Raw genomic sequence first — 14,111 nt, forward strand, 5'->3', positions numbered from 1 at the left:
CAGTGACCAAAACGTCCTGACTGCGCCCTTTGCTTGGGCGCGCATGTTCAAGCCACTTGGCGTCCTTGGCTGAACACTTCGCGCGCGACTGCACTTCCGTCCAATTGGGCAAAGCGGACCAAATCGGCCCGCTTGCCAATGGCGATCTCACCGCGATCATCAAGTCCGACCGATGTGGCAGGCGTGCGGGTGACTGTCGCGATGCCGCGGGCCATATCGCCCCACATGTTGCCCAATTGTACGGCAGACATAAGCAGTGCTGCCGGTACGTAGTCAGAGGACAGGATGTCGAGAAGGTCACGCTCGGCCAGATCCTTGGCCGCGACATTGCCTGAGTGGGACCTACCTCGCACCAGGTTGGGTGCGCCCATAATGATTGCAATGTCTTTGGATCGACACATCTCTGCCGCTTCAATGGTAGTTGGAAACTCGGCGACTGCGACGCCGTGTTGCGCAGACGTCACGACCTGATCAGACGTGGTGTCGTCATGGCTGGCCAGAACTGCACCCAGCCGAGCTGCTTCTGCAACCGCTGCTTCTTCGTGCTTCTTGCCAAGTCTGTCCTGCAAGCCTTTCAGTTTTTCGACATGTGCCGCGAACTCCTCCTCGCTGAGGCTGTTCTTGCCCATCACGTAGGCTTTCATCTTGTCGAGGTCACGGAACTGTCGTTGGCCGGGAGTATGATCCATTAGGCTGACGATGCCCACGCGATCCTCGGGCGTGAATTCTGTGAGTTCGTCCACAAGCGTTTCGGAACAGATCTCGGCACGCAAATGCAGAAAATGGCTGATCTTGAGGACACCCTGGGCTCGCATGGCTAGCATTTCCGAAGACAACTCGCGCGCATACTTCAAGTACCGCCCCTTGCCCGATGGAATTGAGCCGACGCGCATGGCGTCAAAGACCGTGGTGATGCCGGTGCCGGCAAGTTCCCGGTCATGTGCCAGGATCGCCGGACCGTGCGGCCACGGCACTTTGGGTCGGGGGGAAATATGTCGTTCGAGATTGTCGGTGTGCAGTTCGATCAGACCGGGGGCAAGGAAATCCCCACCGCAATCGAGTGCGCCGGTGGGCACGGATGCGCCGGCTCCAATGTCAATGATCAAGCCGTCGCGGACGACGACATGCCCAATGACCACTTCGTTTCGCAGTACGAGCTTGGCGTTGGCGAGGATCGTATCTTGTGTCATGTGCCTGTCACCTCGAACTGGAATGTGATGGAATATGTTTAAGCGCTACGCCGTCTACTACACGCCCGAAGAGGGCACGCCCCTGGCCGAATTCGGGGCGGCTTGGCTCGGGTGGAACAGCGCCAAGGGTACGACAGCTCAGCATCCCGAAGCGGGAGGTCTGGATGTTGCCGCGATCACGGAAACACCGCGTAAATACGGGTTTCACGGAACAATCAAGCCGCCGTTCCGGCTGGCCGAAGGTGCCTCGGTGGATGATCTGCAAACAGCCCTTGCTTCGCTTTGCACCTCGGAACCGGTTGTAACCCTGACCAGTCTGCGGCTGGCCCGATTGGGGCGTTTTCTGGCTCTCGTGCCATCTGATGATGCCAAGGCGTTGGGAAGCCTGGCCGCTCGCGCCGTCCGCGATCTTGATCCGTTTCGTGCGCCACAGACGCATGCGGAACTGGCCAAACGGCGGATCGCTCGGCTGACGCCGGCTCAGGACGCACATCTGGTCAAATGGGGATATCCCTATGTGCTTGACCAGTTCCGGTTTCATTTGACGCTCAGTGGAAAGCTGGACAGGTCCACGGCCGACCGGGCCGAAGCGGCGCTTGTACGGCATCTGGATGGTCTCACGCTTGAGCCGTACCAAATCACAGGACTGACTCTTTTGGGTGAGGACGCGAAGGGTATGTTTCATCAAATCCACCGCTATGCCTTGACCGGATAAAGAACGTCGAGCGCGGTTCGAACTGTTTTCGCCAGCGCGCCGGAATTATCGATGATGGTTGGATTCACGCCTGGAGGCATCGGCAAATCAGCGCGAGCAAGACGCTGGGAAATATCTTCGCTCTTTTCTCTTCCGCGCGCCGCCAATCTGTTCGCCAAAACATCCGGCGCTGCAGTCAGAGCAATGACAGTCATGCCCGGAAACCGCTTTTGTGCGCGGGACAATACCCCGCGTGACAGATTGGCCAACACATCCTTGCCGCACGCTAGCGTGGTGTCGACTGACGCTGGGATGCCGTAATGCAACCCATGTGCAGTCCAAGAAAGTGCAAAGGCCCCTGCCTGTTCCATGGCCTGAAAGGCGGGTACGGTCTGTCCATCAAACTGCTCGCCCCCGGCACCAGTTGGGCGCGTGATTACGCGCCGAACCAGTTCAAGCCGTGGCTCGGCGGATGCCAACGCTTCCATCACGGTGTCTTTGCCCACGCCGGACGGGCCGACAATGGCGATCAATCGACCTGTCATGCGATGTATCCAGGGGTAAACGTGCTTACATCCACTTCGCGGTCGCATACCTGCGCTCGCGCTGCTTCGTCATGAAAGATACCTACGATTGCTGCGCCGCGTGCCTTGGCCCTTTCAATTAGCTCAAGAACCACGGCGCGGTTGGTCGCGTCCAAGCTCGCTGTCGGCTCGTCCAGCAACAGTGCTGGATAGTCATGTGCAAAACCACGCGCGATGTTCACACGCTGCTGTTCTCCTCCGGAAAAGGTGGTGGGGCTCAGCGACCAGAGACGTTCCGGAATGTTGAGCATCGCAAGCAAGTCTTTTGCCCGCGCTTCGGCGCTCCCTGCCTCCATACCCACAGCGCGCAAGGGTTCTGCCACCACCTCCAGTGTCGGTACACGCGGTACCACGCGCAGAAACTGGCTGACATATCCAAGTGTTTCGCGTCGTAGTGCCAGGATATCGCGCGGCGGGGCCGAAGCGACGTCGACCTCTCCGACAATGATGCGCCCGGCTTGCGTGGTGTAGTTGCCATAAATCATGCGCATCAGCGTAGATTTGCCGGCACCAGAAGCACCGACCAAAGCGATACATTCGCCAGCGCTGACCGACAGGCACGCGCCGTCCATGACAGGGATGATTGCACTCCCTTGATTGTGCAGAACAAAGGATTTGGCGACGTTTTCAACTGTGATCATGTTCTATTTCCCAAATGAAGGGTTTGGCCCAGACAATCAGACCTGCAACACACTCGACACCAGCAGCTGCGAGTACGCGTGTTGCGGATCATCAAGCACCTGATCGGTCAAACCTGTTTCGACGACGTGACCGTCCTTCATCACCATCAGCCGATCAGCCAGCAGGCGTACGACGGCCAAGTCATGTGTGACGATAATCGCACTCAACCCCATTTCGCGTACCAACCCGCGCAACAGATCCAACAGTCGCGCCTGGACCGAGACGTCCAGCCCCCCGGTCGGTTCATCCATGAACACCAGCCGCGGGCCTGTTACCAAATTGCGCGCAATCTGTAGGCGTTGCTGCATGCCACCGGAAAACTGCTTGGGTCGGTCATCAATTCGATCAGCGGCGATTTCGACTCGACCCAGCCAGTCCATTGCTTGATCACGGATGCCTCCGTAGTGCCTTTCTCCGACAGCCATCAGGCGTTCGCCGACATTTCCACCGGCGCTGACATTCATGCGCAATCCATCGCGGGCGTGTTGGTGGACAAAGGCCCAATCGGTTCGACCCAGCATGCGCCTTTCAGGCTCACTCATTGTCACGACATCCCGCATTCCGTCTGTGCGGGTGTTAAAAAGAACCTGGCCAGCGTCAAGCGGTTGGTGCCCGGCCATGCAATTCAGCAACGTCGACTTGCCGGACCCGCTCTCACCGACAATGCCCATCACCTCTCCGGGATAGAGGTCAAAGCTTACGTCTGCACACCCGATGCGTTGGCCGTAAAACTTGGACAGCCGCTCAACTTTCAACAGTGGAGTCACGTGTTTTCTCCAATCGCAGCGCTGAATGCCGTTGGGGTCAAAACAATGTCTTCAATGCCGAGCACAAACGTGCCGTGTTGCGCAGATGTTTCTTTCTTGATTTGAGCCCATTCTTCGTCTGCCATGAAAGAAGCCCAGCGATCCGTCATTTCTGCTTCGCTGCCCCATGCGAGCAAGTAGACAAACCGCAACCGTTCTTCAGTGTGTTCTGTCCACATTGCTTGAATGCGGAAGCCATGGGTTTCCATCAGGCGCTTCGCGTGGTCGCGGAAACGGTCAAGGAATGGTACTTCATTCTCTGGTGGGACGTCATAAATACGCAATTGATTGATCATACCGCTTCCTCCTGAAAGGGCGCTCCTGAAGTGCCCGTATGACCCTTGGCCCGACGGGCGCTACAGAAGTCGGTGTCCGAACACATAAACATGCGCCCTCCTGCGTCATCGACGATCAGCTCGTCCAAGTAGCTGTCGGTCGATCCACACAAACCGCATGAGTGGTTGGCCTTGGTCGCCTCGAAGGGGTAGTCCTCGAAGTCGAGACTGACCACCTGTGTGTATGGGGGCAGGGCATAAATACGCTGTTCTCGTCCGGCACCAAACAGCTGGATTGCGGGCATGCTCAGCTTGGGATTGTCGAATTTCGGAATGGGGGATGGATCCATCACATAGCGATCTTCGACTTTGACCGGGTAGGCATAGGCAGTCGCAATTGCCCCATGGGCGCTGATGTCTTCGTATAGCTTCACATGCATCAGACCGTAGTCTTCCAGCGCGTGCATCTTGCGGGTTTCGACTTCGGACGGTTCCAGAAAACGTAAGGGCTCAGGGATGGGCACCTGGTACACAAGGATCTGATCCTCGGTCAGCGCCTGCTCGGGGATACGGTGACGGGTTTGGATAACCGTCGCCTCAGTTGTGGTTTCCGTGGTGCTCACGCCCGCTGTACGCTCAAAGAACCGCCGTATAGAGACCGCATTTGTGGTGTCATCAGCGCCCTGATCAATGACCTTGAACACATCTTGCGGCGTCATGATTGCAGCGGACACCTGCACCCCGCCAGTGCCCCAGCCGTAGGGCATTGGCATCTCCCGGCTTGCAAAGGGCACTTGATATCCAGGAATAGCGAGACCCTTCAGGATCGCACGGCGGATCATGCGTTTGGTTTGTTCGTCAAGATATGCGAAATTGTAGTCGCTCATTCTGCAGCCTCCTGCTGGCGGTGGCAGCTTGTCGCCTCACGTCTCAGCTTGCGGATAAGCTCCAGTTCAGACTGAAAATCGACGTAATGGGGCAGCTTGATATGTTCGAGGAAGCCGGTCGCCTGAATGTTGTCCGCGTGATAGAGCACAAACTCTTCGTTTTGTGCTGGTGCGCCGACATTGTCCTCGCCCAATTCCTCCCATCGCAGTGCCCGGTCAACCAACGCCATTGAAATCGCCTTGCGCTCGGACATGCCAAACACCAGGCCATAGCCACGGGTAAACTGAGGTGGCTCTGTCTTTGACCCCTGAAACTGGTTCACCGTTTCGCATTCCGTCAGCTCAACTTCGCCAATCTCGATCGAAAACCCGAGCTCGGGAATGTCCATCTCGACCGGGCAGGAGCCGATGCGCAACTCGGCAACAAATGCGTGGTTTCGGGCGTATCCCCGCTGGGTGGAATAGGCCATTCCAAGAATGAACCCTTCGTCCGCCCGGGTCAGTGATTGCAAACGCAGAGGGCGGTTTGTCGGCAATTCGAGAGGCTCTCTTGTCAGATCAGGCGGGCACTCTGCGCCCCCCGGTTCCGGTTGGATCAATCCCTCACGATCCAGAAATGACATGATGTGCGGCTTCGTGTTTGCATCGCCTTCACTTTGAGGCGTGTGTGTCGCTTCGCCCTCAGCGGCCAATTTGAAATCCAGCAGCCGGTGCGTGTAGTCGAATGTCGGACCAAGCACTTGTCCACCTGGCGCATCCTTGAACGTTGCAGACACCCGACGGTCACAGGCCATGTCTTCGGTATTCAGTGGTTCTGATCCTCCAAACCTGGGCAGCGTTGTGCGATACGCGCGGATCAGGAAGATTGCTTCGATCATGTCTCCGCGTGCTTGTTTGATGGCAAGTGCGGCAAGGTCGGGGTCGTAGAGGGACCCTTCGGCTATGACACGGTTCACGGCGAGTTTCAGTTGCCCCTTGATCTGCTCGATCGACAACTCCGCGACATCCAATGGCCCGCGTCGTTCTTCAGCCAACCAGCTATGGGCAGCGTCGATGGCCTTTTCGCCCCCTTTGACGGCAACATACATGTCAGGACACCTTTGTGGTTCGGGGCAGGGCGGCGATTTGGCCGCTGCATGTGAACATGAAATCAAGTCCAAGAGGGAACAGTGCAGCGTTGTTTTGGAGCGCCGCCAGATCGGGCAGATTGAGCTGCGCGGTATCTTTGATACCAGGCCCCACTAGCGTGTGCCCCGTAGCTTCGAGGGCTGGCATTTCGACAATGACGGTTGCTGACCTGTCGGGATATTCCGGGGAACCGGTCGCCAAAACGGTCAGATTCAAGTCTTCCCAACAACCCAGAACAAACTGAGCCATTTCGGCTTCAACCAATGGCGCGCCTGTCTGGAACGTGATCCAATCGCGGACGACTTGCGTGTCGGTGCGTCCCGCCAGATGCACCCCGGTATCGTGATCGCAAAGAGTGACCAGAACCGACCCCGCCGCGACGGAAAGTGGCGCGGGTGGTGTTGCGCCAGTTATGTCGCATATCGATCCCGGGCAGGACATGGCACGCATGATCCCACGAAAAGCGCGCGCGCTCTCTTGGGATGGGTCGGCGAAACCTCCTGCCAGACTCGAAGCTTCCATCAGTCTTCACCCCGCACCATTGTAAAGAAATCCACCTTTGTCGCCGCGGCCTTTGCGGCTCGCGTGGCGCGGCGTCGCTCGGCTGCTTTCAGCAACGGTGTGATGATCTGAGCTTCTACGGCCTTGGCTTCTGAGGTTTGCATAAGGGCGTCTGTCAGCGCAGCTTGTTTCGCATGGTTCTTGTCGCGCCCCTGGACATGGCCATGACCGACTTCTCCGGTGGCGAGACGAACGGAGCACCGCGTTATGGTCATTTCACCCAGATTGAACGGGGCTCCAACAGCACCCGCACGGCCACGGACCATGACGGCGCCAATCTCGGGGGCGCGCAGCACATCGTGTGCCGGATCAAGGCCAGCTTTGATCCAAAGGTCTGCGAGATGAGCAGCAGGTGCTTTGGCAAGCACTGATAGCCATGCCTTTCGCGCTGCATTGGGGGCGTTCGATCCGTCCATCTATACACCTTGTGAAGTTGTCGAGAGATCTATACAACTAGACAAATAATAGGTGAGTCGCTCCGGTGCGTCCACTGGCTTGTTGTGAAAGTTTCGTGACACATGGCGCGCACACCAATCTGGAAGTCTATTTCCGATACGCTTTCTGGCGAGATTGCCGACGGTCTGTACAGCCCGGGCGACAAGCTTCCGACAGAGGCACAGCTTTCAGCCAGGTTCGGTGTCAACAGGCATACAGTCCGCCATGCTTTGTCTGCTTTAGTCGAGGTGGGCACCGTCCACACGCGGCGGGGCGCGGGCGCCTTCGTTGCGCAGCGGCCAACAGATTACCCGATCGGTCGACGTGTGCGGTTCCATCAGAACCTCAGGGCTGCTGGCCGTACACCAGCCAAGAAAGTCTTGTCTGTCATTTCCCGTATTGCCAGCCCCAGAGAACGCGAGGCTTTGCACCTTGACGAGGGTGCTTACGTACATGTCTACGATGGTCTGAGCTTTGCCGATGCCCAACCAGTCGCGCTGTTCTGCTCAACCTTCCCGGCGAACCGGTTTCCCGGCTTGCCCAAAGCATTGGAAGCCTCGGGTTCGGTCACTGAGGCACTGAAGGCCGCCGATGTTTCGGACTATACGCGTTCCTGGACGCGTTTGACGGCAACGGCTGCGACACCAACGCAAGCTCTGCATCTACGCCTTTCCGAAGGGGCACCAGTTTTGCGTAGTGTGGGGGTGAACGTCGATCTGTCCGGCCGCCCAATTGAATTGGGACAGACATGGTTCGCTGGTGATCGCGTTACGCTGACTTTGTCCGACACGCCATGAAAGCTCCTTGATGTCACGGCGCTGACATATCCACAGGCTATTCTAGCAAGACGAGTATCAGAACAAGTGTTTGGGCAGATTGATGCAGCAGTCCTATCCTTCCATACGCATTGTCGGTGCGCAGGTTTTGCTTGGTGACACCTTGGTTGACGCACCCATAAGTATTGCGGGTGGAATGCTGGTCGAGTCCGCGCATCGCGATCTGAGCCTTGAGGGCTACCTGATCATGCCGGGCATTATCGATTTGCACGGCGATGCATTCGAACATCACATGGCGCCCCGCCCCTCTGCGCCTTTTCCCTTGCAAACCGGGTTGGTTGGAACAGACCGGGAAGCCGCTGCAAATGGTGTGACGACAGCCTGGATGGCCCAAAGCTGGAGTTGGGAAGGAGGACATCGCAGCCCGGAATATGCAGAAGCGTTCCTGGCAGCCCATGCAGCGTATCGTTCGCAGATGCAGACGGACCTTCGGGTGCAGATCCGGTGCGAAACACACACGATAGACTATCAGGATCAGTTATTGGCTGCGATCCGCGAATATGGGATCGACTATGTCATATTCAACAACCATCTCGACGAGGCTGTGGAAATGGCGACGGCTGTACCAGATGCAATTGCAATTTGGGCTGCTAAATCCGGGCGGACTCCAGAAGAGCATATGGCTCTGGTCAGAGCAACCAAGGAACGGGACGGGGATGTCCCGCGTTACCTTTGCAATCTCGCATCAGCATTCGACCGCCTTGGTGTGATCTACGGAAGCCACGATGACAACGACGCGGCTACGCGGGAACGCTACTCGATGATTGGGGCCAAGGTTTGTGAGTTCCCGACTTCAATGAGAGCAGCAGTTGTCGCCCGGACATGGGGCGACCCGATACTTATGGGTGCTCCCAATGTCGTGCGCGGGGGCAGCCAGTCAAACAACATCGCTGCTGCGACTTTGATCCAAGAAAACGCCTGTGACGCGCTGGTTTCAGACTACTATTATCCTGCGTTGGCACAGGCGGCTTTCGCGTTGTTTGACCAAGGTTTGCGCAGCTTGCCTGCAGCATGGGATATGATTTCCTCCCGTCCGGCGCAGATTATGGGGTTGGACGATCGCGGCACCCTAGATATCGGAAAACGCGCTGATCTGACCATTGTAAATGCTGACACACGCCGTATCGAGGCGACCATGGTTGGCGGGCGATGGACACATCTTTGTAGTGACGTGGCCAACCGAGTAACGGCACTGCCTGTACCGCTGTCCGTTGCGGCGGAATAGTTCAGCAGCTTTCGAATTTTTCGAGAAACGCCTCGGCACTCAGGCGGCGAAAGTCGTCAAGGCGCGCGCGCAAAGTTGCGTGGTCCCAATCCCACCAAGCAAGCGATATCATGCGAGCGCCTACACCGGGCGCATACCGGTCGCGAAGTTTGGTGGCGGTGACGCCGCCGACAATTGTGTACGGGGCTACGTCCTTGGTCACGATGGCGCCAGAGGCAATGACAGCACCGTGCCCGACAATCACCTCGGGTTTGATCTGCGCGTTGTGGCCAATCCACGTGTCATGGCCAATAAAAGCGCGTCTTGAGGCGCGATGGTCGAACCAATCTGAGTCATCTTCCACGTCCTCCCAATAACTGGCAGAGCGATACATGAAGTGATGCAACGACGCGCGATCCAGTGGGTGGTCAGTTGCACCGATGCGAACAAAGCTGGCGATATTTGCGAATTTGCCAACGGTCACATTGGCCAGATCACAATAGCGGTCGCAATAGCTGTAGTCGCCCAGGTTGACCTGAGCGAGACGGCTGCCTTTGCCAATCTCAGTGTAGCGCCCTAGCGTCGTGTTCACCATGTCCACTTCATCATGCAAAAGCGCAGTTTTGCTTAGTCTGGGCATCATTGGCCGCCTTCGTTGCCGTTAATCAGTTTGCGGCGCAGTAGTCCCGACAGCCAATCCATGAAGATCACCATGATGATGATAAGCATGATGTAGTAGCTGACCTCTTCCCAATCCTTTTGGGTGATGATGGCCTGCGTCAGCAACAGACCGATCCCACCGCCAGTGATAGCACCGATCACCGTTGCGCTGCGGGTATTGGATTCGAGGAAGTACAGGATCTGACTGATCAGTACGGGTGTGATCTGCGGGATCACACCAAATCGGTAGCGCTGTATCGGCTTGGCCCCTGTCGATTGCACGCCCTCGATCTGCTTCTTGTCCACGTTTTCCAACGCTTCCGAGAACAGCTTGCCGAAAGTGCCGGTGTCTGTAATCAAAATGGCCAGTGCGCCGGTCAATGGCCCAAGGCCAAAGGCGCGCGACAGGATGATTGTCCAGATCAGTGCATCCACACCGCGGATGAAGTCGAACAACCGCCGCGTCGCCACCCGTATTGCCGGCAGAGGCGCGAAATTGCGTGCTGCAAGAAATGCCAACGGAAGGGCGACGATGGCGCCACCCATGGTGCCAAGGAAAGCCATCAGAATGGTTTCGAAAATGGCCCATGCGACGTCACCGTGCCGCCACATCTTGTTGCTCCAGAAGTCATGCGCAATGGCGCTGGCCTCACCGCCAAAGGCCCGGCGGATCACCTCGCCAGCCCCCATGCCGTGATAGGGGCTGTCCAGAGTGAAGAAGAACAGTTCCCAGCCAACAAAGTAGCGGAACACCTCGGTCCGGTTGCGGGTGATCGACAGGCGTCCTGCCTCGGTCGTTACGGCCACGCGGTTTTTTGATGCGTTAATCCAGTCAGGAGTATCATCTGTCGGGTAATTTTGAATGACGCCTTGCGACCGCGACACTTCGAAGGTCATCAGCCCATATCCGGGGACATTATATGTCACACCATTGTTTTCGGGCAGATAGGTGATGATGTGACCATCACCCAAATCAATCACAGTTTCATCGTCAAGCGAAACCCAGGCCGGGCCCTCGCCGTCGGGATAGGTTCCCTTGTTCTCGCCCTCAATCGCGACACGTACAGCACCGTTTCGGTTGTCACGCGTCACATGCACTTTGTGACTGTAGGTGTCTGCAATCAGTGTGCGTGCATTCGCCCCGCTCGCCTTGGCGATCAGGTCAGGTACGCCGAAGGCAAAAAACACGTAAGTCAGATAGGCAAGAACCAGCGCGGGAAGGGCGAAACTCACGATCCGCTTGCGCGACATGACGCGGTCGGCGGACCCTTTCAGATCGGCTGTATCAAGCATGGTCATGAGCGGCGCTCCGATTTGGCCCCGTGGGTCAGGCGATCCCGGTAGTGGCTTGAGGTTTGATCAATGACGACAATCGTGATGAACAAGAGCAGAAAGATCGCAGCGGCTTCGTCATAGCGACCCTGGCCCCAGCTGATGGCGTTCTTGAGCTCGTAGCCAAGCCCGCCAGCACCCACAAAACCCAGAATGGCCGAGGCGCGCACGTTGATCTCGAACCGCAGCAGCGCATAGCTTAGCCAGTTTGGTGCGACCTGTGGGATGATGCCGAGTGCCATCTTTTGCCCCCATGTGGCGCCAACAGATGTAAGGCCGTCGAGCGGCTTCAAATCTGCATTCTCATTCACTTCCGAGAAAAGCTTGCCCAATGCTCCAGCAGTATGGATCGCAATGGCAATCATTGCGGGCACTGGCCCGCCACCCAGAATGAAGATCAGGACCAGCGCAACCACGATCTCTGGGATCGCCCGGCTGATGTCCATGAGGCGGCGAAAAACAGGTATCAGCGCCGGAAATCGCGCCATCCCGCGCGTTGACAAAAGCGACAGAAAGATCGCTGCCAAGGCCCCCAGCAATGTCGCCGCGGCCGCGATATTTACCGTTTCAACCAGCGCCGGAAAGAAGGTTACGAAGTGAGCCGGGAACTCGCTCAGCTTACCGCTGGCCTCAATCACCAATTCTGACGGGTAGTCGAAAAAGTTGTCCAAACCACCCCAGAACGACCCGGCGTTTCGCCCGCCTGCAACGGAAAAACCGGCAACCATAAGAGCGACAAAGATAATAAGCAGAACAAGGGAATACAGACGCTTCTGCCGCGTCAAGGCCATGTAATCGTCGTGGATGCCGCCCAGATCGCGCGTACTTGCTGTCGTGTCTGCCATGCCCCTATCCCCAATAAATTACCGGGTCCCCAATCCATTTTGGGGACCCGGCAGAGATGCACTTAAATCAGTTGGATTTGGCTTTACGTGCTTCAATCACGGACACATACGCCTCGTGGGTGATTGGGTCGAAACCGAGGCTTTCACCGGCCGAGATGTTGTATGTGCAATCCTTGTCAGTGTCGTACATGTTGTCGACCAGAGCGGTCATTGTCGCTTTGACATCTTCTGGCAGATCCTTGCGCAGAACGATGGGCCCCTCGGGGATCGGCTTTGATTTCCAGATTTGCACAAGGTCGTTCATGTCGACGAGACCGGCGTCGACCGCCTTGCGCAACGCGCCTGAGTTGTAGCCGTCTTCCCAATCGCCTTGGCCATCGGCCCAGGTCACTCCGCCGTCGATATCGCCATTGTTGACGGCAACGATGGTTTGCTCATGACCGCCCGTGAATTTTACTTCGCCGAAGTAGTCACCGGAGTCCATCGTGATGCCGTCTTTGTATTGTGGAATCTCAATGGACGGGATCAGGTAGCCGGAAGTCGAGTTCGGGTCGCCAAATCCAAAGACCTTGCCAACCATGTCGTCAATCGAAGCAATGCCAGCGTCTTTGCGGGCAAAACCGATCGAGTGATAGCCATAGGAGCCATCAAGGTTGATCTTGACCAGAACGGGTTCAACGGCGTCGGGGTTTTGCAGATATGTCGCGGCGTAAGAAGACGCGCCCAGCCACGCCATGTCCAGCGTGCCGCCAACCAGACCTTGGATCACACCGGCATAATCGGCAGGGGCAAACAGCTTGGTTTCGACACCCAGGGCTTCCTCGGTGTACGCGCGCAGGCACTCGTTCGAGTTCAGGCGGTCCTGTGCGTTTTCGCCGCCCAGGATGCCAATGCGGAATTCCGTGATGTTTTCGGCCTGCAAGGACGTTGCGACGCCGGCCGCCAGTACGGTTGTCGTCATTGCAAATGCGATGAAGGTTCTCATAGTTCTCTCCGTTGGAACGAAAAAACCCCGGCGCAGGATGGCGTCGGGGTTGAAGGTCAGACGTAGGCCTCGGCCTCCATCTTGGCTTTTTCCTGGGCGTCCAATGCCTCGATTTCGGTCGAGGTTGCGCTTTCGGAAAACTCTGCGCCAGCGCCGTAGATTTCGCGGGCCATGGATGTGGTCAGCTTGTCTGGCGTGGCGTCAAAAACGATCTTGCCTGCCCGCATACCGATCACTCGATCACAATAGCGCCGCGCGGTGTCGAGCGTGTGCAGATTGGCAATGACCATACGGCCATCTTCTTCATGGATGCGTCGCAGAGCTTGCATGACGACCTGGGCGTTCATCGGATCGAGCGATGCAATCGGTTCGTCGGCTAGAATGATTTTCGGGTCTTGCATAAGGGCGCGGGCAATCGCGACACGCTGTTGCTGTCCCCCAGAAAGGGCTTCAGCCCGCTTCGGCGCGTGTTCAGCAATGCCCAACCGATCAAGAATGTCGATGGCACGATGGATGTCCTCTGTCGGATACAGGTTGAACAGGGTCGCCATGGTTGAACGCCGGTTCAATGTGCCATGAAGAACGTTCGAGACGACATCCATCCGTGGCACAAGATTGAACTGCTGAAAGATCATGGCGCATTGGCTTTGCCATGTGCGTTTTGCAGCGCCCTTCAGAGCCGTGATGTCCTGTCCGTCGAAGTGTATGGTGCCCGACGTATGTTCGGTGAGGCGATTCAACATACGAAGCAAGGTCGACTTGCCAGCGCCAGAGCGGCCGATGATGCCAATCATCTGGGGCCGCTCGATAGCAACTGATGCAGCATCAACTGCGATATTCTGGCCAAACGCTTTGGTCAGTTTTTCGATTTTGAGCATACCATTCCCCGGTTTTTTGCGGGGTATGAGATGAATTGGATTCGAAAATGTATCAGCGAAACGAAACTTTTGTGACACGACCGCGTTAAAGGCTGTGAAACATAGCGGGATCGAAACCGTGCACTCCGCG

The 14,111-nt window shown here is 57.0% G+C and carries 17 protein-coding genes; 3 read left to right on the top strand and 14 right to left on the bottom strand.

Annotated elements, in window-relative coordinates; genetic code table 11:
* Positions 1-47: 47 nt before the first annotated feature.
* Positions 48-1,190 carry an alpha-D-ribose 1-methylphosphonate 5-triphosphate diphosphatase gene (locus IE087_RS04360; protein WP_189368001.1) on the bottom strand — a complete coding sequence of 381 codons (1,143 nt, stop codon included), beginning with the start codon at positions 1,188-1,190 and terminating at the stop codon, positions 48-50.
* 34 nt (positions 1,191-1,224) lie between these two features.
* On the opposite strand from IE087_RS04360, the gene IE087_RS04365 reads away from it, so the two are divergent.
* The gene (locus tag IE087_RS04365; protein WP_189368003.1) at positions 1,225-1,905 is read left to right on the top strand and encodes a DUF1045 domain-containing protein; all 681 of its coding nucleotides are present in this window, start codon (positions 1,225-1,227) and stop codon (positions 1,903-1,905) included.
* Here the strand turns inward: IE087_RS04365 and phnN are convergent.
* From phnN to phnG, 8 genes are read right to left on the bottom strand one after another with little or no spacing between them, the layout of a single operon-like run.
* The gene (gene phnN / locus IE087_RS04370; RefSeq protein WP_189368004.1) at positions 1,887-2,429 is read right to left on the bottom strand and encodes a phosphonate metabolism protein/1,5-bisphosphokinase (PRPP-forming) PhnN; all 543 of its coding nucleotides are present in this window, start codon (positions 2,427-2,429) and stop codon (positions 1,887-1,889) included. The two genes, IE087_RS04365 and phnN, sit on opposite strands and share 19 nt — an antisense overlap.
* Entirely contained in the window at positions 2,426-3,109 is a 684-nt protein-coding gene (phnL, locus tag IE087_RS04375) for a phosphonate C-P lyase system protein PhnL (RefSeq protein WP_189368006.1), read from the bottom strand. Before phnL ends, phnN begins: the two co-directional genes overlap by 4 nt.
* 36 nt (positions 3,110-3,145) lie before the next feature.
* The gene (gene phnK, locus IE087_RS04380) at positions 3,146-3,916 is read right to left on the bottom strand and encodes a phosphonate C-P lyase system protein PhnK (protein WP_189368008.1); all 771 of its coding nucleotides are present in this window, start codon (positions 3,914-3,916) and stop codon (positions 3,146-3,148) included.
* Positions 3,913-4,251, bottom strand: coding sequence for an NIPSNAP family protein (locus tag IE087_RS04385; RefSeq protein ID WP_189368009.1), 339 nt, complete (start codon positions 4,249-4,251; stop codon positions 3,913-3,915). The genes phnK and IE087_RS04385 overlap by 4 nt, the downstream gene beginning before the upstream one ends.
* On the bottom strand, positions 4,248-5,117 hold the full coding sequence (locus IE087_RS04390) for an alpha-D-ribose 1-methylphosphonate 5-phosphate C-P-lyase PhnJ (RefSeq protein WP_189368011.1): 870 nt from the start codon (positions 5,115-5,117) through the stop codon (positions 4,248-4,250). Before IE087_RS04390 ends, IE087_RS04385 begins: the two co-directional genes overlap by 4 nt.
* Positions 5,114-6,205 (bottom strand): carbon-phosphorus lyase complex subunit, encoded by a 1,092-nt coding sequence (locus IE087_RS04395; protein ID WP_189368013.1) that lies wholly within the window; start codon positions 6,203-6,205, stop codon positions 5,114-5,116. The genes IE087_RS04390 and IE087_RS04395 overlap by 4 nt, the downstream gene beginning before the upstream one ends.
* A 1-nt stretch (position 6,206) precedes the next feature.
* Positions 6,207-6,767 (bottom strand): phosphonate C-P lyase system protein PhnH, encoded by a 561-nt coding sequence (phnH, locus tag IE087_RS04400; protein WP_189368014.1) that lies wholly within the window; start codon positions 6,765-6,767, stop codon positions 6,207-6,209.
* A complete protein-coding gene (phnG, locus tag IE087_RS04405; protein WP_189368016.1) occupies positions 6,767-7,222 on the bottom strand; it encodes a phosphonate C-P lyase system protein PhnG in 456 nt (151 codons plus the stop codon). The genes phnH and phnG overlap by 1 nt, the downstream gene beginning before the upstream one ends.
* A gap of 102 nt (positions 7,223-7,324) precedes the next feature.
* Between phnG and phnF the strand changes: the two genes are divergently transcribed.
* Together phnF and IE087_RS04415 are read left to right on the top strand one after the other, a co-directional pair.
* On the top strand, positions 7,325-8,038 hold the full coding sequence (phnF, locus tag IE087_RS04410) for a phosphonate metabolism transcriptional regulator PhnF (RefSeq protein WP_189368018.1): 714 nt from the start codon (positions 7,325-7,327) through the stop codon (positions 8,036-8,038).
* 82 nt (positions 8,039-8,120) lie between these two features.
* Positions 8,121-9,302, top strand: a complete 1,182-nt coding sequence (locus IE087_RS04415; RefSeq protein ID WP_189368020.1) for an alpha-D-ribose 1-methylphosphonate 5-triphosphate diphosphatase — start codon at positions 8,121-8,123, stop codon at positions 9,300-9,302.
* A 1-nt stretch (position 9,303) separates the two neighbouring features.
* Here the strand turns inward: IE087_RS04415 and IE087_RS04420 are convergent, their stop codons facing one another.
* The 5 genes from IE087_RS04420 to phnC form a co-directional block, all read right to left on the bottom strand.
* Positions 9,304-9,921, bottom strand: a complete 618-nt coding sequence (locus tag IE087_RS04420; RefSeq protein WP_189368022.1) for an LbetaH domain-containing protein — start codon at positions 9,919-9,921, stop codon at positions 9,304-9,306.
* Positions 9,921-11,240: a phosphonate ABC transporter, permease protein PhnE gene (gene phnE, locus IE087_RS04425; RefSeq protein WP_189368024.1), complete on the bottom strand. Its 1,320-nt coding sequence runs from the start codon at positions 11,238-11,240 to the stop codon at positions 9,921-9,923. Before phnE (IE087_RS04425) ends, IE087_RS04420 begins: the two co-directional genes overlap by 1 nt.
* A complete protein-coding gene (gene phnE / locus IE087_RS04430; RefSeq protein ID WP_189368026.1) occupies positions 11,237-12,118 on the bottom strand; it encodes a phosphonate ABC transporter, permease protein PhnE in 882 nt (293 codons plus the stop codon). Before phnE (IE087_RS04430) ends, phnE (IE087_RS04425) begins: the two co-directional genes overlap by 4 nt.
* 67 nt (positions 12,119-12,185) lie before the next feature.
* Positions 12,186-13,103 carry a phosphonate ABC transporter substrate-binding protein gene (gene phnD, locus IE087_RS04435; protein ID WP_189368028.1) on the bottom strand — a complete coding sequence of 306 codons (918 nt, stop codon included), beginning with the start codon at positions 13,101-13,103 and terminating at the stop codon, positions 12,186-12,188.
* A gap of 56 nt (positions 13,104-13,159) precedes the next feature.
* On the bottom strand, positions 13,160-13,981 hold the full coding sequence (phnC, locus tag IE087_RS04440) for a phosphonate ABC transporter ATP-binding protein (RefSeq protein ID WP_189368030.1): 822 nt from the start codon (positions 13,979-13,981) through the stop codon (positions 13,160-13,162).
* Between the last annotated feature and the right edge of the window lie 130 nt (positions 13,982-14,111).

This window comes from Tateyamaria omphalii, assembly GCF_014651375.1.
GTDB lineage: Bacteria > Pseudomonadota > Alphaproteobacteria > Rhodobacterales > Rhodobacteraceae > Tateyamaria > Tateyamaria omphalii.

Excerpts from the sequence above, each read along its gene's own strand:
- phnG (WP_189368016.1), bottom strand. The coding sequence starts at position 7,222 with ATGGACGGATCGAACGCCCCCAATGCAGCGCGAAAGGCATGGCTATCA.
- phnN (WP_189368004.1), bottom strand. The coding sequence starts at position 2,429 with ATGACAGGTCGATTGATCGCCATTGTCGGCCCGTCCGGCGTGGGCAAA.
- IE087_RS04360 (WP_189368001.1), bottom strand. The coding sequence starts at position 1,190 with ATGACACAAGATACGATCCTCGCCAACGCCAAGCTCGTACTGCGAAAC.
- phnC (WP_189368030.1), bottom strand. The coding sequence starts at position 13,981 with ATGCTCAAAATCGAAAAACTGACCAAAGCGTTTGGCCAGAATATCGCA.
- phnF (WP_189368018.1), top strand. The coding sequence starts at position 7,325 with ATGGCGCGCACACCAATCTGGAAGTCTATTTCCGATACGCTTTCTGGC.
- phnH (WP_189368014.1), bottom strand. The coding sequence starts at position 6,767 with ATGGAAGCTTCGAGTCTGGCAGGAGGTTTCGCCGACCCATCCCAAGAG.
- phnL (WP_189368006.1), bottom strand. The coding sequence starts at position 3,109 with ATGATCACAGTTGAAAACGTCGCCAAATCCTTTGTTCTGCACAATCAA.
- phnD (WP_189368028.1), bottom strand. The coding sequence starts at position 13,103 with ATGAGAACCTTCATCGCATTTGCAATGACGACAACCGTACTGGCGGCC.
- IE087_RS04395 (WP_189368013.1), bottom strand. The coding sequence starts at position 6,205 with ATGTATGTTGCCGTCAAAGGGGGCGAAAAGGCCATCGACGCTGCCCAT.
- phnE (WP_189368024.1), bottom strand. The coding sequence starts at position 11,240 with ATGACCATGCTTGATACAGCCGATCTGAAAGGGTCCGCCGACCGCGTC.
- IE087_RS04390 (WP_189368011.1), bottom strand. The coding sequence starts at position 5,117 with ATGAGCGACTACAATTTCGCATATCTTGACGAACAAACCAAACGCATG.
- IE087_RS04420 (WP_189368022.1), bottom strand. The coding sequence starts at position 9,921 with ATGCCCAGACTAAGCAAAACTGCGCTTTTGCATGATGAAGTGGACATG.
- IE087_RS04415 (WP_189368020.1), top strand. The coding sequence starts at position 8,121 with ATGCAGCAGTCCTATCCTTCCATACGCATTGTCGGTGCGCAGGTTTTG.
- IE087_RS04385 (WP_189368009.1), bottom strand. The coding sequence starts at position 4,251 with ATGATCAATCAATTGCGTATTTATGACGTCCCACCAGAGAATGAAGTA.
- IE087_RS04365 (WP_189368003.1), top strand. The coding sequence starts at position 1,225 with ATGTTTAAGCGCTACGCCGTCTACTACACGCCCGAAGAGGGCACGCCC.
- phnE (WP_189368026.1), bottom strand. The coding sequence starts at position 12,118 with ATGGCAGACACGACAGCAAGTACGCGCGATCTGGGCGGCATCCACGAC.